The organism is Nocardia pseudovaccinii, from assembly GCF_050942345.1.
Classification (GTDB): domain Bacteria; phylum Actinomycetota; class Actinomycetes; order Mycobacteriales; family Mycobacteriaceae; genus Nocardia; species Nocardia pseudovaccinii.
The window spans coordinates 8323296-8339792 of record NZ_CP192074.1 but is presented as its reverse complement, the minus strand read 5'-3'; the positions used below and the strand labels follow the sequence as shown (position 1 = coordinate 8339792).

The following is a 16497-nucleotide window of genomic DNA, read 5'->3' as shown; positions in this document are numbered from 1 at the left end:
ACGGAGCGGGGCACTGATTCTGAGCGGTCTCACGTTAAATCGCCGGTCGGGCAATCACCACAGCTCTGGTGAACTCGCCCCGCCGGTTACGGCCACCGTCCTCGTACCAGGCCGCTACGCTCAACGAAACACAACAACGTGCGGGAGGGCCGCGTGGGTGGCGTTGGATCGTTGTGGGAAGCACTCGATGACCAGCTGATGCCGTTGCTCAGCCGGTATCGCCGCAATCTGGCTACCCTGCACGTCGACCGAAAAGCCGACAACACCCTCCTCTCCGAGGCTGATCTGGCGACACAAGAGGCGATAGTCAACGCTGTCGAGCAGCACTTCCCCGGCTCCAGATTCGTCGCAGAAGAAGATGATCCAAAGCTGCCCACATCCGGCGACCCGACCTGGGTCATCGACCCGATCGATGGCACCAGCCAATTCGTTTCCCCAGAGGGACGTGAATTCTGCAGCGTGGTATGCCGTCTCGACGCAGGCGTCCCCACAGCGGCCTACGTACTTGCCCCCGAACTAGGAGTCGGCCGCACTCCCATCGCGATCCACTGGGCTGACGAGGTGCTTGCAAATGGCCAGCCCGCCAAGCGATTACCACCTACACCTACACCTCGCCGAGCCTCGATGACACGGAGCAAGTACTCCGAGGCTAGAGCGTTCGAATCCAACCTCGCCGAGATCGGCTGCGCCATGAAGATACGCACCACATCCCAGACGCTGGACATGGTGCGCGCATCCATCGACTTATCCACGTGGACAGCGACTTCCGATCACCAGTACGACCTCTTCTACCGCCCCGATCAAAAAGTGTGGGATGGCGTGGCAGGTATCGGCCTCGCCCTAGCTATGGGGCGCGTTGCAACTGCGGGTGACGGTCGCAGCCCTCTGCCGCTCGATGAGGGTTTCCTCCATCAGCGTGAGCCCACCTTCGCCGAAACAATCGCAGGCGAGCCCGATTGCGTCCGATGGTTCGTCAATCTGTTGGCGGAGTCCCGGAGCAGTTGATGTCGCATCGAGTCATGGTGGACGTCACCACTTTCATCAGTGCAGAGGAGTTCATTCTCTCCCAGAACCAGGCATCACCTACTCGGCCACGCGACCCTTTCGCTCAACAAAGCTATGCCGAGCTGGTCCAATCCCTGATCTACTTCGACGAGGTACTCGTCCCGCATCCAACCAAGCTGGACCCGACCCCCGCCGACTACGGAGACTTCCCCCGCATACTCCGGCATCTGTTCGATTTGAGGATCGCTGTGCCACTCTCGATCCGAGGCAACGAAGAAGTCACCTTGGCTGGGGCCGAGCACACCGCTTTGGAGACGCTCAAAACGACCGGCGTCGAAACCCTCCTGAAGCTGATCGACAAGACCCGTCGAGCCGACCGCGAAGTACAACAGCACGGCGGTAGCCAACGGATGCTGACGAAGATCGCCGCCTGGGCGGACTACCAATCGGAGAACGTCAGAAACCAAAGCCACCATGGCGCCCGCATCGACATGTTGGCGGGTGCCGATGGCGTCGAGCGAGACCCCTTCGGCCAGTGGGCAAGGGCATCGTCCTTCGCGATGGAAGGCCAGTTCCGGAACCTGATCACAGATAGCGAACAGCAACTCTGGCTTATCGCCACCCTGGTGCGTTCCCTCCGCTACTCGGCACGCGCAAAAGTGAAAACCATTGCCTACACACCACATCCACTCCGCCGCGACTTCTCGATCATGTTCGACCTCTTCGATGACGGCGTTCCCGAAAACACCGTTGAGGAGGTCATCTCCGCCGTCCGCGGTATCCCGACCGAGATCCGTCAGGTCGCCGGTGGCCGCCACGGCAGACGTCTTCAACTGCTGGAGTACGAACTGCCGCTACTCGGCGGAAGACTGTGGTCCCTACGAGACCGAGGCCGCCACAGCGACGAGCGCTGGCTAGAGATGATCTGCGGCCGAATCGACGAGTACCGCTCCCGCGCAATAGATTTCCGCCGAGCCCTATCCCACTGCAACACCGAAGAGGAAGCCCGCCGCCTAGAACTCGACATCGAGGGCGTCCGAGACCAACTCCTCAGACGCCTCGGCCTCGACACCGCGGAGACCAACGAGACGGAGGCCGGTCTGATCGATGCCGTTGCCTCCGTAGCGGACTGGGGCACAAGCATCCCCACCACCAGATCCCTCCGCCTCGCCCTGGTCCCATTCCGTCGGTATTCAGGAACTCTGGAAAGCCTTCATCAGAAATTCCTCTACCGCGAGTTCGTCCGCGGCATGTGAGGCAGTGGCGGCTGCCCCTCAATGCGTTCGGCCGAGGACTCGCTCCGACGTTTGGGTGCGTCCGGCCCGGCCGCCGCTCGCGCGGAAATGATCCCGCTGTGCACCGTCCAGACCCATTCGGGTATCGAATCCCGCTGTTGGTGTCGGTTTGGTGCGACTCTGGCGGTCTTGCCACGGAGCTGACGGGCGCGAGAGGGCAGACACTCATGCGCTGTCCCGGCGATGTTGATGGTCGGTGGCAAGGCCAGCGTCGATTAGCGGAGCGATCAATGCCGTTGTGCCGAGGAATCTTTCGACTTCATCGAGCGATCCGTACATCACGGCATGATCCTCGGGTGTGTGCAGCTCCCAGCCATATGGCTGGTGGTACTTCGGGCGCAGCCCGTAGCCAGCGGACTTTGCAGCAGCTCCGAGCCGCCCGAGCCGTTCTTCGAGTTCACTCACTGCTCACCCGCCGTCGGGAGTTCGGCCAGCCTGAAGATCAACAACAGACGTTCGTGCCGGATCGCGTCCCAGAGATCACCATGTCCCGGGAACATCTCGCGAGCGGTAGCCAGATCAGGCGGCGACGCTTCATCGAACAGTACGAGACCGCGTTCGGCGTTGGGCACTTGCTTGTGTTCCGGCCACCGGTAGGCCGGTGACGAATCGGCTCGGTTCTGGACTTGGTGTATCTGTGCGACCGTGCCGTTGAGACGCCATTTCGCGATCTTGCGGCCATCCGGTGATTCCGTGGTGCGCAACCTATCCCGGCGCATTGCTACCCCTCGGTGTGGTTGGTGCGCCCGGCGGCGGGGGACGTGGCACCCCGCCGCCGGGACGATTCGGTGTCGTCGTCTGCCCACTCCCGCACTGCGGCTGCGAACATCTCGACCACTTCAACGGCCATGCAAGGCTGGGGGATCGGAGGCCCAACGAACGGAACTCGTTGTGGTAGTACGTGATCTGACATTGCTGACCTCCCCTGGCAATCGACTGCTGCTGGTTGCGCCCGGCCCCCAAGAAACTTCCTCACGGGGAAGAGAGACATTTGTTCCGAGCGCACAACTGAGTCTGGTTGCTCCGACCCGCCGCGAAGGTCTTGCCAGGGGTGTTGAATGGTGGTGAATTCGCCCACCGCCACGACTAGACCAACGGATGGTCAGGATGAAGAGTCCTAATGTGCAGCTCGAAGGGCTGCTGGCCCGTTCGGGGTGGAGTCGTGGAGAACTGGCACGACAAGTCCGCACCCTCGCGTTCGAACGAGGAGAACACCATGTCAGGCCGGACGCCTCCAGCGTGCGCCGCTGGGTTGACGAAGGCGAACATCCGCGGCCACCGGTCCCGGCTCTTCTCGCGGATCTGTTCTCCACTCGGTTTGGCTACCGCGTCACCACATACGACCTCGGTCTTGGCGATGCATCGGCAGTTGACCGTTCGCTCACCTACAGCGCATCGTTGGACGAAACGGTGGAAGCAGTTGCAGATCTCGGGAGGGCAGACGTGGACCGAAGGAAGCTTTTGGCGGCGGCACCATTCGCCGCCATCGCGGCAATCGGTCCATCTCGCGATTGGCTTCTCAACACCCTCGACCAGTTGCCGGACGAGCGGCAAACGGTCCGGCTCGAAGATGTGACGGCCGTGAAGAACATGTTCGGCACGTTCCAGGAGATGGACATCTTCCAGGGCGGCGGATCGGGCCGTTTGGTCCTTGCCGCTTACATGAACGAACACGTATATCCGCTGCTTCGCCGGTCGCACACCGAAGAGGTTCGCCAGGCACTTTGCGAGGCGGCCTCTGAACAGACCTATCTCTTGGGGTGGATGGCGTTCGACAACGGCGAGCATGGAACCGCTCAGCGGTACTTGATCCAGGCCCTGCGTCTCGCCGAAGAGTCGAAAGATGCCGCACTTGGCGCTCACGTTCTCGCGGGTCTCGCTGATCAAGCGACTCTGCTCGGCCACCCGCATGAGGGCCGCCGACTCGCTCAGGCCGGTCGCCAAGGATTGTCGAAGGTCAACTCACCCGCCTGTATGGCAGACCTGTGGACTCTCGAAGCACGAGCCCTCGCAGCCGTAGGTGACAAGGTTGGTACCGCACAGGCGGTGAATGCCGCTGAACACGCCTTCGCCAACGTCGTACCGGACAAGGAACCTGAGTGGGCGAAATTCATTGACGAGGCGTACATCTGCGGCGAGTGGGCGAATGCGTTCCGGGATCTTGGACAACCAGAGGACGCCGCACCGCACGCACGCCGTTCAATCGCACACGCCCGCAACCAGAATCGAGCACGCCGAGGTGCGTTGTCATCGGCCGCGTTGGCAGTCGCCCATATTCAGAATCGCGACCTCGAAGCAGCCCACGCCGCCGCCGTCCGGACGTTGAACCTCTCCAGCAAGGTGAAGTCCTCGCGGTCGGTTGAAGCCGTGCGAGACGTTCGAAGTCGAATGATGTCGTTCGGGCCCCACCCCTTGGTCGCAGACTTCAATGAACGGTCCCGAGCATTGCTTGTTGCGTGAGTTGAGTGCGACACGAACCCGCGTTTCCACCTGTTCGGTCATCTAGCGAGTTGTGAAGGGAGATCAGTGGTTGCCTGGAGGGAGGCTGCTTCGGATGAGGCGCAGTCCGATCTGGATGGGCTGCTTGACGAGGCGTTGACCTTGGCCGAGCGGGAACTTTCGGAGCGTGGACAGTTCTTCCCGTTCGGGCTGGTCGTCGACGGTTCAGGTGCGACGAAGCTGATCGCGGTTGACGCTGAGTCTGCCCAGCAGGCAAACGAATCCAACGCCCGAGCGGTCGCTGCGATGCGCGCCCAGGTTCGTGCGGCCGCACTGGTCGTCGATGTCCGGCTGCCCGAAACCGGCGGTGACGGCATCGAGGTGTTTCTCGAGCATGCTGAAGGTATTGCGTTGAATGTCTTGGAGCCCTACCAGCTTCAGGGGGAAGTTGTGGTCGGCGGTGCGTTGGAGGCATCCACCGCGCAGCGGCGGATCTGGTAGCAACTGCAGCCCGTGTGGGATAATGGCCGGTCAGCCTTGGTCATAGCGGAGAATTCTGTCGGCTGAGCGGCGATGGTATTTGTTCTTCGATGTCAGGAACGGTTCGATGTACTCCCGCACACCTTGGGCGCGGAGTTTCGCCAGCGCTTCCAGCGCGTGACCCTGTACATCGGGGTCGTCGAGTTGGGAGACCGCGACAGCAGCGGCTTGCGGGTGCCGGGATTTCCCCAGCCAGGCCACCACCATTTGGCGATCAGTACCGAAGGCTCGGTTAGCGGCGATGGTCGAGAGTTGATCGAAGTATTCGATATCCGCCGGGATGTCGTATATCGCGTTACCAGCCGACCAACGGGCAAACGAGCTCATCTGCTTGGATTCATCGAACTGCGCGATCAAGGCTGCGACCGCGGCAGACTTGCGAGCTTCCTTGCGCCCCAAGGATTGTGCCAGAGTCAACCGTGCCAGTCCGCGGCCCTCGGTTTCCGGTCCTGGCCATCTGGTTTCCAACTCGACCAACCATTGCGACAGCACGTCGATGACCGCGGGTGTGATGGAAACGGCGTGGGCGATCGCGGGGATCGTCTCCGCGTAACCGCCCACCTTGTGGTAATCGGCGAGGAGCTGTGCAGCGGAGGTGTCGTCGGTGGGGGTCAACTCTTGAAGTCCATCTTCACGTGCTTGATCTTCCCTTGCTGAATCAATGCTTCGATGTCCGGTGCGAGCTCCGTGCTGTTGTCGGTGACGAGTACGAACTCGTAGCCGTTGGCTTGGCTGAACTGGACGAAGTCTTTGATCTGATCCGTGTACTCCTGGCGCTTAACGTTCTTGACTTCGGTCAACCTCTTGTTGCTGGTGTCGAGGTCGTCGGGAATGCGCCGCGTCGCGCCGGTCACGGAAGGTATCGATTGTTTGGGCTTGGTCGGATCGATTCCGGCGCGGGCCTCGGCTTTGGCGCCTTCGAGTTTATTGCGACGCCTCTGCTCTGCGGAGGTCGGCTCGGGTGGGCGTTTGAGCTGCAGGTCGAGGACGGGCTTGAACTTCGTGTTCACGGTGTTGACCACCGTTGTAGATACCCCGTTGAGGGTGCCGTTGGTTACGTCGCGGGCGTTGGCCAGCCCATCCAAGATGGCGTGAATACGGCTGCGGCTGAGCTGTATTTCGAGTTCGGCGGCGATGCGGATCGCTGGTGCGATCGGTTTGCCGATGGTCGCCTCGTTGACGTCGTTGATCGCCTGGGTCACCGTTTGAAGTTGCAGTTCGCGTTCGATTCCCTCCTGCGCCGCGGTGAGGATGTCGGCGTATCCGCTTGTGGCGCCGCTCTGCTGACGCATGGCATCGGCCAGCAGCTTCACCGCGTCGAGCACGGTCTTGTTGGTTTTGTCGATGTCGGGAATTTCCGGTGAGCTCGATCCGAGCAGGCGCTTCATCTTGACTTTGATCTCGCTGTCGAGCGCCTGGTAGGCGCTTGCCGCCGCCAGCCAACTGTCTGCTGCATTCTGCAGTTTTGCGGTGTCACCGTTGATCCATTTGATCGATCCCATGACGTCGCGCCAGCCCATGGGCTCCGGTCTGGATCCGCCCGCAGGGTTCTTCAATGGTCGCGCCGTAGCGGTTTGGCCGCCTGGGTCGGCTTCGGGTAGCGCACCACCGGGGGTGTTGTAGTCGTCGGCATTTTCGGATTGATCGTGGTTGACCCCGCTCTGCCGAATCAATGCCGCCATCCGAACCAGCACGTCGGTGGCCATACCAGCAGTGACCGATGCTTCGATCCCGGAGCGGAAATAGTTTCCGCCCCACTCGGTTCCGCCGGTATCGCTGCCGCTCATATTGATGGCCGCGCGTAGCTCTTGATCCATCTTCAGCAGCGCTGCCGATGCGGCGCGGCTGGCCCAGCTATAGGCCCCGGCTAGCTCGTAGAATAGCTCCGGGTCGACATCGAGCTGCGTCAATCTGGCTCAGCCCCGCCACATCTCGACATTCGCCGCGACTGCTGCGCTGTACCGCTGGTGTGCGGCCTCGGCCGCACACCGCATGTCCTCGACACCCTGGCGGATTTCTTCTGCGGCGGCCATGAGCCTGCGATGGGAGTCCTGTTGCGCGGCAGCCGCATTGCCCTCCCACCCCCCTTGCAACTTGCTGATCGCGCTGTCGAAGGCAGTGATCTGGTCGTTGAAGAAGCCCTCGAAACCCTTCATCCGCGCGATGACCGAGTCCAGTACCTCCAGATCCACGCTATGACGCATCGGGTAGGTCCAATGAGGATGCCACCGACTGGATGGCTTCGGTGTTCACATGCTCTTGTTCGAGGTAGGACTCAGCGCTGGTGTTCAACGCGACCGTCGTATCCCCCATGGCGTCCAACAGGTCTGCCAATCCCTGCTTGACCTCGGCGTATCCCTCCTCGAACAGTCCACCCTGGTATCCCTGCCACGTCCGGAGCAGCGACTCCACGTCCGTATCGAGCGACTTGAACCCGGAGGTGAGTCCATCCAGCAGGTACTTGACTGCCTTCGCGGCATCAACCAGCTCGGCAGGCACAGCCACCAACGACTGTGCATCTGATGACGGTTCCCCCACGACATTCTCCAAGCGCCACTTGCTATTACGTCGATCCTATCGGAGGCACCCCACTCTGTAACGAACGAACGAAGCTGCGCTCCGTCGGTTTGGATCGACCAACTGGCCCTCGATGCGAACGGGCCCAGACGGATTCATGGCTTGTCGTCGAGTCGCGGTTGCTCGTAGCCGATCGGGGTGCCGTCTGGCCCGAATTCCAGGCCAGCGAAACCGGTTGGGTAGGTATCGGGTTCGTACAGGAACCGGATCACCGTGCCGTCGGGATCGCTGATGTCGAGGGCGGCGCCATACGGCCCCCGGTCGTGGATCTCGCCGTGAGGAGCGCCTAGTTCGTCGGCACGCCTGATCAGTTCGGTGAAGGTATCGAGCGAGTCGACCTCGAGCGCGAAGGCGTCGAAGTCGTTCAGGTGCGGGTGACTCGCGCAGTAAGCGCGTTCGCGGAGGCCGATGTGGAGGTCCGCGTTGGGTTCTAGGAGGACTACGCCGCGGACGGCGTCGTCCTCGTAGAACTCGAAGACGGGTTCGAGGTCCAGGAGTTGGCGGTACCAGGCGACGCTCTTGGCGAGGTTGCTGACGGGGAGCTTTACCTGGCGGATCTTATTGATTCCGAGCGGCATCGGCGGGGTCCTCTGCGTCGACGGCGGGTGGGATAACGGTACTCGGTGCGGCGAGGCGGACGCCTATCGATCAGTCCGCCTTTGTCGGGCGGCGGATGGCCTGTGCGTCGACGTCCGGCATCACCTTGAAGGCCGACCGATCGTGCGCGAGTGTTCGGTCCGAGCCCCGCAGACCCGCTGTGGCCGGATTGTTATGGCGAACAACAAATATCTTTGCGAAACGGCTGTGCTTCGGGTCACAGTGGAATATGTTGCACCAAACAACATTCGCTGCCCGGCCTGGTCGGGCGGTAGTTCGACGAAAGGCTCACCCTCATGCGTAAGGGGATCCTCGGCATTGCGGCCGTATCGGTCGCGCTTCTCACCTCGCTCACTGCCTGCGGGGACGACAACAAGGACTCCGGGGGTGGGGGCGCCAAGATCGGGGTGATCCTGCCGGACAGCAAGACATCCGCGCGGTGGGAGACGGCGGATCGGAAGTATCTGCAGGCGGCGTTCGACGCGGCGGGGATCAAGGCGGATATCCAGAACGCGCAGGGGGATAAGAACGCCTTCCAGACCATCGCGGATCAGATGATCACCAATGGCGCCTCGGTGCTGATGATCACCAACCTCGACAGCGGGACCGGCAAGGCCGTGATCCAGAAGGCGAAGTCGCAGGGTGTGACGGTAATCGATTACGACAGGCTGACTCTCGGCGGCGGGGCGCCGTTCTATGTGTCGTTCGACAATGTGAAGGTCGGCAAGTTGATGGGGGACGGGCTGTCCAAGTGCCTCACCGATAAGAAGGCGGTCAATCCGATCGTCGCGTATCTGAACGGCGGCCCCACCGACAACAACGCGACGCTGTTCAAGAACGGTTACGACAGCGTGCTCGAGCCGAAATTCGATTCCGGTGAGTATGCGAAGGGGCCGGATCAGGCGGTGCCGGAGTGGGACAACACCAAGGCGGGCACCATTTTCGAGCAGATGCTCACCGGCACGCCGAATCTCGGCGGTGTGGTCGCGGCCAACGACGGGCTCGGCAATGCGGCGATCGCGGTGCTGAAGAAGCAGAAGCTGAACGGCCAGATCCCGGTGACCGGCCAGGATGCCACGGTCCAGGGCTTGCAGAACGTGCTCGCGGGCGATCAGTGCATGACCGTCTACAAGGCCATCAAGTTGGAAGCCGACGCCGGCGCGAAGTTGGCGATCGCACTCGCGAAGGGGGAGAAGGGCGAGGCGAACAGCACCGTCGACGATCCCGAGGCGAAGGCGAAAGTGCCCGCGGTGCTGCTGGAACCGAAGGCGATCTTCAAGGAGAACGTGAACGACGTCGTCGCGGACGGCTATGTCACCAAGGCCGAGCTGTGCACCGGCGAATTCGCCAAGCTCTGCGCGGATAACGGGGTCCGCTGATCGTGTTACCACGCCCCTTCCGCGATTTCGATGAGGGGATCGCGGAAGGGGCGCCCAACTTGAGGAGCTCCACCCATGCCGGATACCCCGGTCATCGAATTACGCGGGATAGAGAAGAGTTTCGGTCCCGTCCATGTCTTGCACGAGGTCGCGTTCTCCGCGTACTCAGGTGAAGTGACGGCGCTGGTCGGCGACAACGGCGCGGGCAAGTCCACCCTGGTCAAGTGCATCGGCGGCACCCATCCGATCGATTCGGGTGAATTCCTGTTCGAGGGCAAACCGGTGCGTGTGCACAGTCCGCGTGACGCCGCCGACCTCGGGATCGAGATCGTCTACCAGGATCTCGCGCTCTGCGACAACCTCGACATCGTGCAGAACATGTTCCTCGGCCGGGAGAAGAAGCACGGCCTGGTCCTCGACGAGTACGGGATGGAGGAGCTGGCCGGAAAGACCCTGGCGGGCTTATCGGTTCGGACGGTGAAGTCGGTGCGACAGCAGGTGGCGAGCCTGTCCGGCGGTCAGCGCCAGACGGTCGCGATCGCGAAAGCCGTGCTGTGGAACAGCAAAGTGGTGATCCTGGACGAGCCGACCGCCGCGCTGGGTGTCGCTCAGACCCAGCAGGTGCTCGAACTGGTTCGCCGACTCGCCGACAAAGGCCTTGCGGTGGTGTTGATTTCGCACAATATGAACGACGTTTTCGCGGTCTCGGATCGGATCGCCGCACTGTATCTCGGCCGGATGGCGGCCCAGGTGCGCACCGCCGACGTGACGCACGCGCAGGTCGTCGAACTGATCACCGCCGGTCGCAGCGGAAGTCTCGGCCTCGGAAATGGAGCAAGCGTATGAGCGCCGTGGTTACGGATAAGTTCGAGGCCACGTCCTCGCCGGTGACGGAGCTGGTCAACTCGTATGTCGGACGGGTGCGCAGCGGGAATATGGGTGCGCTGCCGTCGATTATCGCGCTGGCCGTGCTGTCGGTGGTGTTCTGGATCGCGCGGCCGGTGTTCATGACGCAGGGCAATTTCGCGAATCTCCTGACCCAGGGCGCGGCCATCGCGGTGATCGCCATGGGACTGATCTTCGTATTGCTGCTCGGTGAGATCGATCTGTCGGCCGGATTCGCCAGTGGCGTGTGTGCGGCGGTGCTCGCGGTATTGCTCACCGATAAGGGATGGCCCTGGTACGCGGCGGTTCTCGTCTCGCTGCTCACCGGTGTCGCGATCGGGCTGATTATCGGCGCGATCGTCGTGAAGATCGGAATCCCTTCGTTCGTGGTGACATTGGCGGCGTTCCTGGCATTGCAGGGTGTCGCGCTGAAGATCATGGACAACGGGCGCAATATCTCGATCCACGACGAGACGATCGTCGCGATCGCCAATAAGAATGTGCCGCCTTGGCTCGGCTGGGTCATGTATGTGGTGCTGCTGGCCGGATTCGCGTTGATCCAATACCGGAAACTGCGGGCGCGCACCAAACTCGGTCTCACCGGTGAGACCGCGCCGGTGATCGCACTGCGGATCGCGGCGGTCGCCGTGGTGGCGGGCGCTGCGGTGCTGATCCTCAATGACGAACGCAGCCGCAATCCGGCGATCAACTCGCTCAAGGGCATGCCGATCGTGGTGCCGTTGATCGTCGCGCTGCTATTGCTCTGGACGTTCGTGCTCAACCGCACTTCGTTCGGCAGACATATCTACGCGGTCGGCGGCAGTGCGGAAGCGGCTCGGCGGGCGGGCATTCCGGTCGACAGGATCAAGATCTGTGCCTTCGTGCTGTGTTCGACGATGGCCGCGGTGGGCGGGCTGATCGCGGCATCGCGGGCCAACTCCGTCGATCCGAATACCGGCGGCAGTGATGTGTTGCTGACCGCTGTCGGAGCGGCCGTGATCGGCGGGACGAGTCTGTTCGGCGGGCGCGGCCGGATGCTCGACGCGGTGCTCGGTGCGGCGGTGGTCGCGGTGATCAATAACGGAATGGGCCTGATGGGCTACAGCGCGGGCACCAAATTCGTTGTGACAGGATTCGTGCTGCTGTTGGCAGCGGGAGTGGACGCGCTCTCGCGCAAGCGTGCGTTGCCAGGAAGTTGACCGACTGACCATTTCGAGCGACCTGCAAGGTCGCCAGCGACCGGGAGGAGGTTCGCCCGAATGAGAGCTGCACCTTCCCCGGACGAGATCCGGCGGCAGAACCTTGCCGTGCTGCTGCGGCATGTCCACTCCAGCGGACCCATGTCGCGGACGGCGCTCGCCGAGCGAATGGGGCTCAATCGCAGCACCATTCTGGCGTTGACCGCCGACCTCGCTGCCGCCGGTCTGGTCAGCGAGGAGCTGCCGGGACAGACGGGGAAGGCGGGGCGGCCGTCGCTGGTGGTGCGGCCGGAATCGGAGCGGGTCTACGGGTTGGCGCTGGATGTCGGGGCGGATCGGCTCGCGGTGGCTCGGGTCGGCCTGGGCGGGGTGGTGCTCGATCGGCGGGAAACGCGCCGTCCCAGTGGGACATTCGATCCGACTGATGTGATCGGTGCGCTGGTGGACCTCGCGGAGAACATGATTCGCGGATCCGGGCCCGGAACGGTGTGTGTGGGTGTGGGAGTCGCGTTCTGTGGAATGGTGCGCGAGGAGGACGGGGTCGTTCGGTACGGGCCGAATATCGGGTGGGTGGATGTGCCGGTCGGGGCGCTGCTTTCGGAGCGACTCGGGTTGCGCGTAGTGGTCGGTAATAATGCCAACCTCGGTGCGCTTGCCGAGCGGGAGCGCGGCGTCGGCGTCGGGGTCGCGGACATGATCTATCTGCACGGTGAGGTCGGTATCGGGGGCGGAATCATCATGGGCGGCAAGCTGCTCGGTGGCGAGGGCGGATACGGCGGCGAGGTCGGGCACATGATCGTGAATCCGGGTGGGCGGGCTTGCACGTGTGGGTCGCACGGCTGTCTGGAGGCCGAGGCGGGCGAGCTCGCGTTGATCGCGGCCGCCGGGCGGGCGGATCTCACCGGGCGTGCGGCGGTGGAGGCGATCGTGGACGCTGCCGCGCGTGGTGATGCCACTGCCCGAGATGCGTTGCACCAGGTGGGGGATTGGCTCGGGTACGGCGTCGCCAACCTGGTCAATATCTTCAATCCGACGATGGTCGTGTTCGGTGGGGTGCTTCGCGAGATCTACCTCGCCTCCGCCGCGCAGGTCCGCAGCAGGCTCGCGGTGAACGGTCTGCTCGCGGTGCGTGAGCGAGTTCGCTTGCGCACCTCCGCACTTGCCGACGACGCCCCCCTCGTCGGTGCCGCCGAACTGGCCTTCGCCGACGTCCTGACCGACCCGCTCCAAACCCTGGCCCGCATCTCCGGCTGACTCGCATCAAGATCAGGTGGAATCTGTGCAGGCATCAGCCGAGAAGCCTCCGGCACCAGTGCCACCTGATCTTGATTGTTGACGCCAGAGCGGTCGCTTGGGTGGTTTACCTGGGGGGATATTCGTGGAATGCTGGGGCGGTCTGGGGTTGGGGGTAGTAGTTCGAACTCATTTGGGGGGTGCTTCATTGGAGAGACATCCGTCGGGGTTTTTGTATGCGCCGAGGACTGAGCCGCCGTTGTTGCCGTACCGTCCGGCTGGGAGCCGGGCGGAAGTCGAGGATCCGCCGCGTGCGTCGCCGTGCCGCACGCCGTTATCGCGGAATGATCAGACCGGACGATCCGGTCCGCCTGGTGTGCGGCGGGCACTCAGTGCGGGGCATGCCGAGTTGCCACCGGTCGTCGAATTGGATTCGACGGCACAGCAATTCGTCGAGCGGGCGCTGCGGCTGGCACTCGAGATACTCGACCACCGCCGCCCCGTCGCCCAACTCACCACCATGGCCACGCCCGCGGTGGTCTCTGCGGTGCGGACCATAGTCCGAGCCGACCTCGCACCCGGCCGCGCACTCGGCGTGGCGGTGCTCTACCGCGCGGGCCTCATGATGGTCGACGCGTCGACCGCGGAGGTCTTCGCCACCTACGACCGCGGCCGCCAGCACTTCGCCATCGCCGCCCGCATCGCCCGCACCCGCTCAACGGACTGGCGGCTCACCGTTTTCCGGGTGCGGTAATTCTCGGCGCGCGATCCGATGGTCGCCACGGTGCGGACTTTCGTTCCGCACCGTGGCTGGCCCAATACTGCAACAGCACTTGTGAGTGCGTGCTGTAGATGTGATGTGTGGTGTTGGATCGTGTTCGGCCGCCTCGAAAGCCACTGCCGCAGAAGGGGAACCAGCCAGCCGACAAAGGCACGATCTGCGCCGACGCTACCTGAGATGCGTCGTTTGCTCGTGAGCCTCGTTCTGCGACAAGTCCGCTCGGTCGAGCCGGTGTGGGTTTGGTCACCGCCGACAACACCAGCCACTACAAGCGCTGAGGCCACCCACTCACATGAGCGGATGCTCGCCGTCCGAAGACACTGCCGGACAACCGTCGTCAGCCCGACGCAGCACCGCAAGGTACTCGAACTCCTCCCGAAGCAGGACGCTCAGGCCAGGGTGCTCCGAAACGGGCACCACCTCTTCCTCCACGACGATTCCGATCAGCGACATCCCCGTTCCCTCGAGCAACAGCACCAGATCGGCTGGCGTATAGCAGCGCAGGAACTGACTCACTTCGTGGTCGGGATCGTCCGACTCCCACCACGTATCGACCGCAGTGCAGGTCACCGGGTCGAAACGAATCCGTTCTCTGAGCTCGTGGGTGTAGCCGACGGCGGCATCCGGCACCCGGTGTTCCTCGTCGCCATCCCATCGAGACCACACGAACGGGTTGAACACGTCGATCAGGGCCGTTCCGCCCAGCTCGAGCCACTCGGACCCGATTCGGCGGAGCAATCGGCGCTGGTCGGCATCGGAACCGACTCCGAAACCGTTCCAATAACACACGGCATCGAATCGCCCATCGAGACGAACCTCGTAGAAGTCGGTCTTGTGAACGGTCAAAGAGCCGGGAGCCACGCCCCGAGCCACACTGCTGGTGAAGTCCGCACGGTCGCTGACCTCGACCGCGGTCATGGCGTAGCCCGCCAGGGCCGCAGCCGCAGCGGTCGTGCCATACCCCGACCCCAGCTCCAGCATCCGCCCTGCCGGAATCCCATGCGCCCGTAGCAGATCCACCCGTTGACGGTCCCGGTCGGTCACCCGAGCCTCGGCGCCACCCCACCAAGAACCGCTTCTGGAGTAGAACTCCCTTACCCATTCCACTGACAGAGCCAAACAGACACCGCGCGACCGGCACAACGAATTACGCTCAGCCGCACCGATGAATTCTGGATGGATCCGTCGTCGATACCTCTGGATACACCGACAGCGGTGGGTCAGAGCAGAAGCAATCGATCCGGACAGTGATCCGGCGGGGTGAGTGGGAGGCAACAGTGAGCGGTACCAGAGTGTTGGTGGCGGGGGCGAGTATCGCGGGGCCCGCGCTGGCCCACTGGCTGCGCCGACGTGGAGCCGAGGTGACCGTGGTGGAGCGGGCCCCCGAGCTGCGTCCGGGTGGGCAGGCGGTGGACGCGCGCGGGGTGACCAAGGAGGTCATCCGGCGCATGGGGCTGGACCCGGCGGTGCGCGCGGCCTGCACCCAGACCATCGGCGCGCACACCGTGGACGCGGACGGCAACGTGCTGGAGACCTTCCGCGTGGACGACGACGGCGGCGACGGATTCATCGCGGAGATCGAGATCCTGCGCGGTGACTTGTCGCAGGTGCTCTACGACGACACCCGCGACGGTGTCGAATACATTTTCGGCGACCGGATCGCCGAGCTCACCCAGGACGCCGACGGGGTCGACGTGGTCTTCGCGGGCGGTGACCGGCGGCGTTTCGAGCTGGTGATCGGAGCGGACGGACTGCATTCGGCGCTGCGCACAATGGTTTTCGGGCCGCACGAGCAGTTCGTCCGCCACCTCGGGCACGTGCTGGCCTTCTACAGCGTGCCCAACGAGTTCGGGCTGGACAAGTGGCTGATCGAGTACCAGGAGTCCGGGCGCTCGGCCGGTCTGCGGCCTATCCAGGACGCCACTCGGGCGATGGCGATGTTCTCCTTCCCCTCGGCCGACCTCGACGTCGACTACCGCGATGTCGCGGCCCAGAAGCGCCTGCTTCGTGAGCGGATGACCGGTCTGGGCTGGTTGACCCCGGGCATCCTCGCGCACCTGGACGACACCCCGGACTTCTACCTCGACCAGGTCGCCCAGGTGGTGATGGACCGATGGTCGAGCGGGCGGGTGGGGCTGCTCGGGGATGCGGCGTTCAGCTCGTCGCCGATGTCCGGGCAGGGCACCGGGCTGGCCCTGGTCGGCGCCTACCTGCTGGCCGGAGAGCTGGCCGCCGCCGGGTGGGACCCGGAGGCCGGGTTCGCCGCCTACGAGGACCGGATGCGCTCGTTCGTCGAGGCCAACCAGGAGATCGCCCAACTGAACGCCCGCAGCCGCGACGTCCCCGGGCCGGACGCCGAGCCGGGCCCCGATTTCACCGGAGAGTGGTTCGCCGAGTTGGTCGAGCGCGCGATCAACGGCGTCGAACTGCCCGACTACGCAGGGGTGCCGGACTCCGGGGCCCCGGCCGGACCGCCGATCACCTCGTCGGCCAGGCCGTAGGTATCACATAACGCCGTACGTTCCCACCGACTGCCCGGTGTGCTCGGCGGCGAGTTCGCAATGCGC

At 63.6% G+C, this 16497-nt stretch carries 17 protein-coding genes; 10 read left to right on the top strand and 7 right to left on the bottom strand.

Annotation, left to right across the window (positions count from 1 at the left end):
* Positions 1 to 153 precede the first annotated feature (153 nt).
* Together ACQPZ2_RS37830 and ACQPZ2_RS37825 are read left to right on the top strand one after the other, a co-directional pair.
* Positions 154 to 1005, top strand: coding sequence for an inositol monophosphatase family protein (locus ACQPZ2_RS37830; RefSeq protein WP_433522791.1), 852 nt, complete (start codon positions 154 to 156; stop codon positions 1003 to 1005).
* Between the two features lie 14 nt (positions 1006 to 1019).
* The gene (locus ACQPZ2_RS37825) at positions 1020 to 2261 is read left to right on the top strand and encodes a hypothetical protein (RefSeq protein ID WP_433522790.1); all 1242 of its coding nucleotides are present in this window, start codon (positions 1020 to 1022) and stop codon (positions 2259 to 2261) included.
* A gap of 440 nt (positions 2262 to 2701) precedes the next feature.
* Here ACQPZ2_RS37825 and ACQPZ2_RS37820 read toward each other — a convergent pair whose 3' ends face one another.
* A complete protein-coding gene (locus tag ACQPZ2_RS37820) occupies positions 2702 to 3019 on the bottom strand; it encodes a hypothetical protein (RefSeq protein ID WP_433522789.1) in 318 nt (105 codons plus the stop codon).
* Between the two features lie 403 nt (positions 3020 to 3422).
* Between ACQPZ2_RS37820 and ACQPZ2_RS37815 the strand changes: the two genes are divergently transcribed.
* Together ACQPZ2_RS37815 and ACQPZ2_RS37810 are read left to right on the top strand one after the other, a co-directional pair.
* Positions 3423 to 4760, top strand: a complete 1338-nt coding sequence (locus ACQPZ2_RS37815; protein WP_433522788.1) for a hypothetical protein — start codon at positions 3423 to 3425, stop codon at positions 4758 to 4760.
* A gap of 66 nt (positions 4761 to 4826) precedes the next feature.
* Positions 4827 to 5240 (top strand): hypothetical protein, encoded by a 414-nt coding sequence (locus tag ACQPZ2_RS37810; RefSeq protein ID WP_433522787.1) that lies wholly within the window; start codon positions 4827 to 4829, stop codon positions 5238 to 5240.
* Between the two features lie 30 nt (positions 5241 to 5270).
* Here the strand turns inward: ACQPZ2_RS37810 and ACQPZ2_RS37805 are convergent, their stop codons facing one another.
* The 5 genes from ACQPZ2_RS37805 to ACQPZ2_RS37785 all read right to left on the bottom strand — a co-directional run bounded on the left by ACQPZ2_RS37805 (position 5271) and on the right by ACQPZ2_RS37785 (position 8434).
* Positions 5271 to 5894, bottom strand: coding sequence for a HEAT repeat domain-containing protein (locus tag ACQPZ2_RS37805; protein ID WP_433522786.1), 624 nt, complete (start codon positions 5892 to 5894; stop codon positions 5271 to 5273).
* Positions 5891 to 7189, bottom strand: coding sequence for a putative toxin (locus tag ACQPZ2_RS37800; protein ID WP_433522785.1), 1299 nt, complete (start codon positions 7187 to 7189; stop codon positions 5891 to 5893). The genes ACQPZ2_RS37805 and ACQPZ2_RS37800 overlap by 4 nt, the downstream gene beginning before the upstream one ends.
* A 6-nt stretch (positions 7190 to 7195) precedes the next feature.
* Positions 7196 to 7483: a WXG100 family type VII secretion target gene (locus tag ACQPZ2_RS37795; protein ID WP_433522784.1), complete on the bottom strand. Its 288-nt coding sequence runs from the start codon at positions 7481 to 7483 to the stop codon at positions 7196 to 7198.
* Complete coding sequence (locus ACQPZ2_RS37790; RefSeq protein ID WP_433522783.1) at positions 7473 to 7784, bottom strand: WXG100 family type VII secretion target; 312 nt, start codon at positions 7782 to 7784, stop codon at positions 7473 to 7475. The genes ACQPZ2_RS37795 and ACQPZ2_RS37790 overlap by 11 nt, the downstream gene beginning before the upstream one ends.
* Before the next feature lie 167 nt (positions 7785 to 7951).
* A complete protein-coding gene (locus tag ACQPZ2_RS37785) occupies positions 7952 to 8434 on the bottom strand; it encodes a VOC family protein (protein ID WP_433522782.1) in 483 nt (160 codons plus the stop codon).
* 315 nt (positions 8435 to 8749) lie between these two features.
* Between ACQPZ2_RS37785 and ACQPZ2_RS37780 the strand changes: the two genes are divergently transcribed.
* The 5 genes from ACQPZ2_RS37780 to ACQPZ2_RS37760 all read left to right on the top strand — a co-directional run bounded on the left by ACQPZ2_RS37780 (position 8750) and on the right by ACQPZ2_RS37760 (position 13903).
* Positions 8750 to 9832 (top strand): sugar ABC transporter substrate-binding protein, encoded by a 1083-nt coding sequence (locus ACQPZ2_RS37780; protein ID WP_433522781.1) that lies wholly within the window; start codon positions 8750 to 8752, stop codon positions 9830 to 9832.
* Positions 9833 to 9907: 75 nt separating this feature from the next.
* Positions 9908 to 10678: an ATP-binding cassette domain-containing protein gene (locus ACQPZ2_RS37775; protein WP_040691774.1), complete on the top strand. Its 771-nt coding sequence runs from the start codon at positions 9908 to 9910 to the stop codon at positions 10676 to 10678.
* A complete protein-coding gene (locus ACQPZ2_RS37770) occupies positions 10675 to 11916 on the top strand; it encodes a sugar ABC transporter permease (protein ID WP_433522780.1) in 1242 nt (413 codons plus the stop codon). Before ACQPZ2_RS37775 ends, ACQPZ2_RS37770 begins: the two co-directional genes overlap by 4 nt.
* Positions 11917 to 11976: 60 nt before the next feature.
* The gene (locus ACQPZ2_RS37765) at positions 11977 to 13170 is read left to right on the top strand and encodes an ROK family protein (RefSeq protein WP_433522779.1); all 1194 of its coding nucleotides are present in this window, start codon (positions 11977 to 11979) and stop codon (positions 13168 to 13170) included.
* Between the two features lie 355 nt (positions 13171 to 13525).
* Positions 13526 to 13903, top strand: coding sequence for an Rv3235 family protein (locus tag ACQPZ2_RS37760; RefSeq protein ID WP_433522778.1), 378 nt, complete (start codon positions 13526 to 13528; stop codon positions 13901 to 13903).
* Positions 13904 to 14218: 315 nt separating this feature from the next.
* On the opposite strand, the gene ACQPZ2_RS37755 is transcribed toward ACQPZ2_RS37760, so the two are convergent.
* Positions 14219 to 14974 (bottom strand): methyltransferase domain-containing protein, encoded by a 756-nt coding sequence (locus tag ACQPZ2_RS37755; protein WP_433522777.1) that lies wholly within the window; start codon positions 14972 to 14974, stop codon positions 14219 to 14221.
* 233 nt (positions 14975 to 15207) lie between these two features.
* On the opposite strand from ACQPZ2_RS37755, the gene ACQPZ2_RS37750 reads away from it, so the two are divergent.
* The gene (locus ACQPZ2_RS37750) at positions 15208 to 16431 is read left to right on the top strand and encodes an FAD-dependent monooxygenase (protein WP_433522776.1); all 1224 of its coding nucleotides are present in this window, start codon (positions 15208 to 15210) and stop codon (positions 16429 to 16431) included.
* Positions 16432 to 16497 lie beyond the last annotated feature (66 nt).

What these genes read in the sequence shown, in the direction of transcription:
- ACQPZ2_RS37825 (WP_433522790.1), top strand. Translation starts at nt 1,020, where the DNA reads ATGGTGGACGTCACCACTTTCATCAGTGCAGAGGAGTTCATTCTCTCC.
- ACQPZ2_RS37820 (WP_433522789.1), bottom strand. Translation starts at nt 3,019, where the DNA reads ATGCGCCGGGATAGGTTGCGCACCACGGAATCACCGGATGGCCGCAAG.
- ACQPZ2_RS37795 (WP_433522784.1), bottom strand. Translation starts at nt 7,483, where the DNA reads ATGCGTCATAGCGTGGATCTGGAGGTACTGGACTCGGTCATCGCGCGG.
- ACQPZ2_RS37785 (WP_433522782.1), bottom strand. Translation starts at nt 8,434, where the DNA reads ATGCCGCTCGGAATCAATAAGATCCGCCAGGTAAAGCTCCCCGTCAGC.
- ACQPZ2_RS37780 (WP_433522781.1), top strand. Translation starts at nt 8,750, where the DNA reads ATGCGTAAGGGGATCCTCGGCATTGCGGCCGTATCGGTCGCGCTTCTC.
- ACQPZ2_RS37775 (WP_040691774.1), top strand. Translation starts at nt 9,908, where the DNA reads ATGCCGGATACCCCGGTCATCGAATTACGCGGGATAGAGAAGAGTTTC.
- ACQPZ2_RS37770 (WP_433522780.1), top strand. Translation starts at nt 10,675, where the DNA reads ATGAGCGCCGTGGTTACGGATAAGTTCGAGGCCACGTCCTCGCCGGTG.
- ACQPZ2_RS37765 (WP_433522779.1), top strand. Translation starts at nt 11,977, where the DNA reads ATGAGAGCTGCACCTTCCCCGGACGAGATCCGGCGGCAGAACCTTGCC.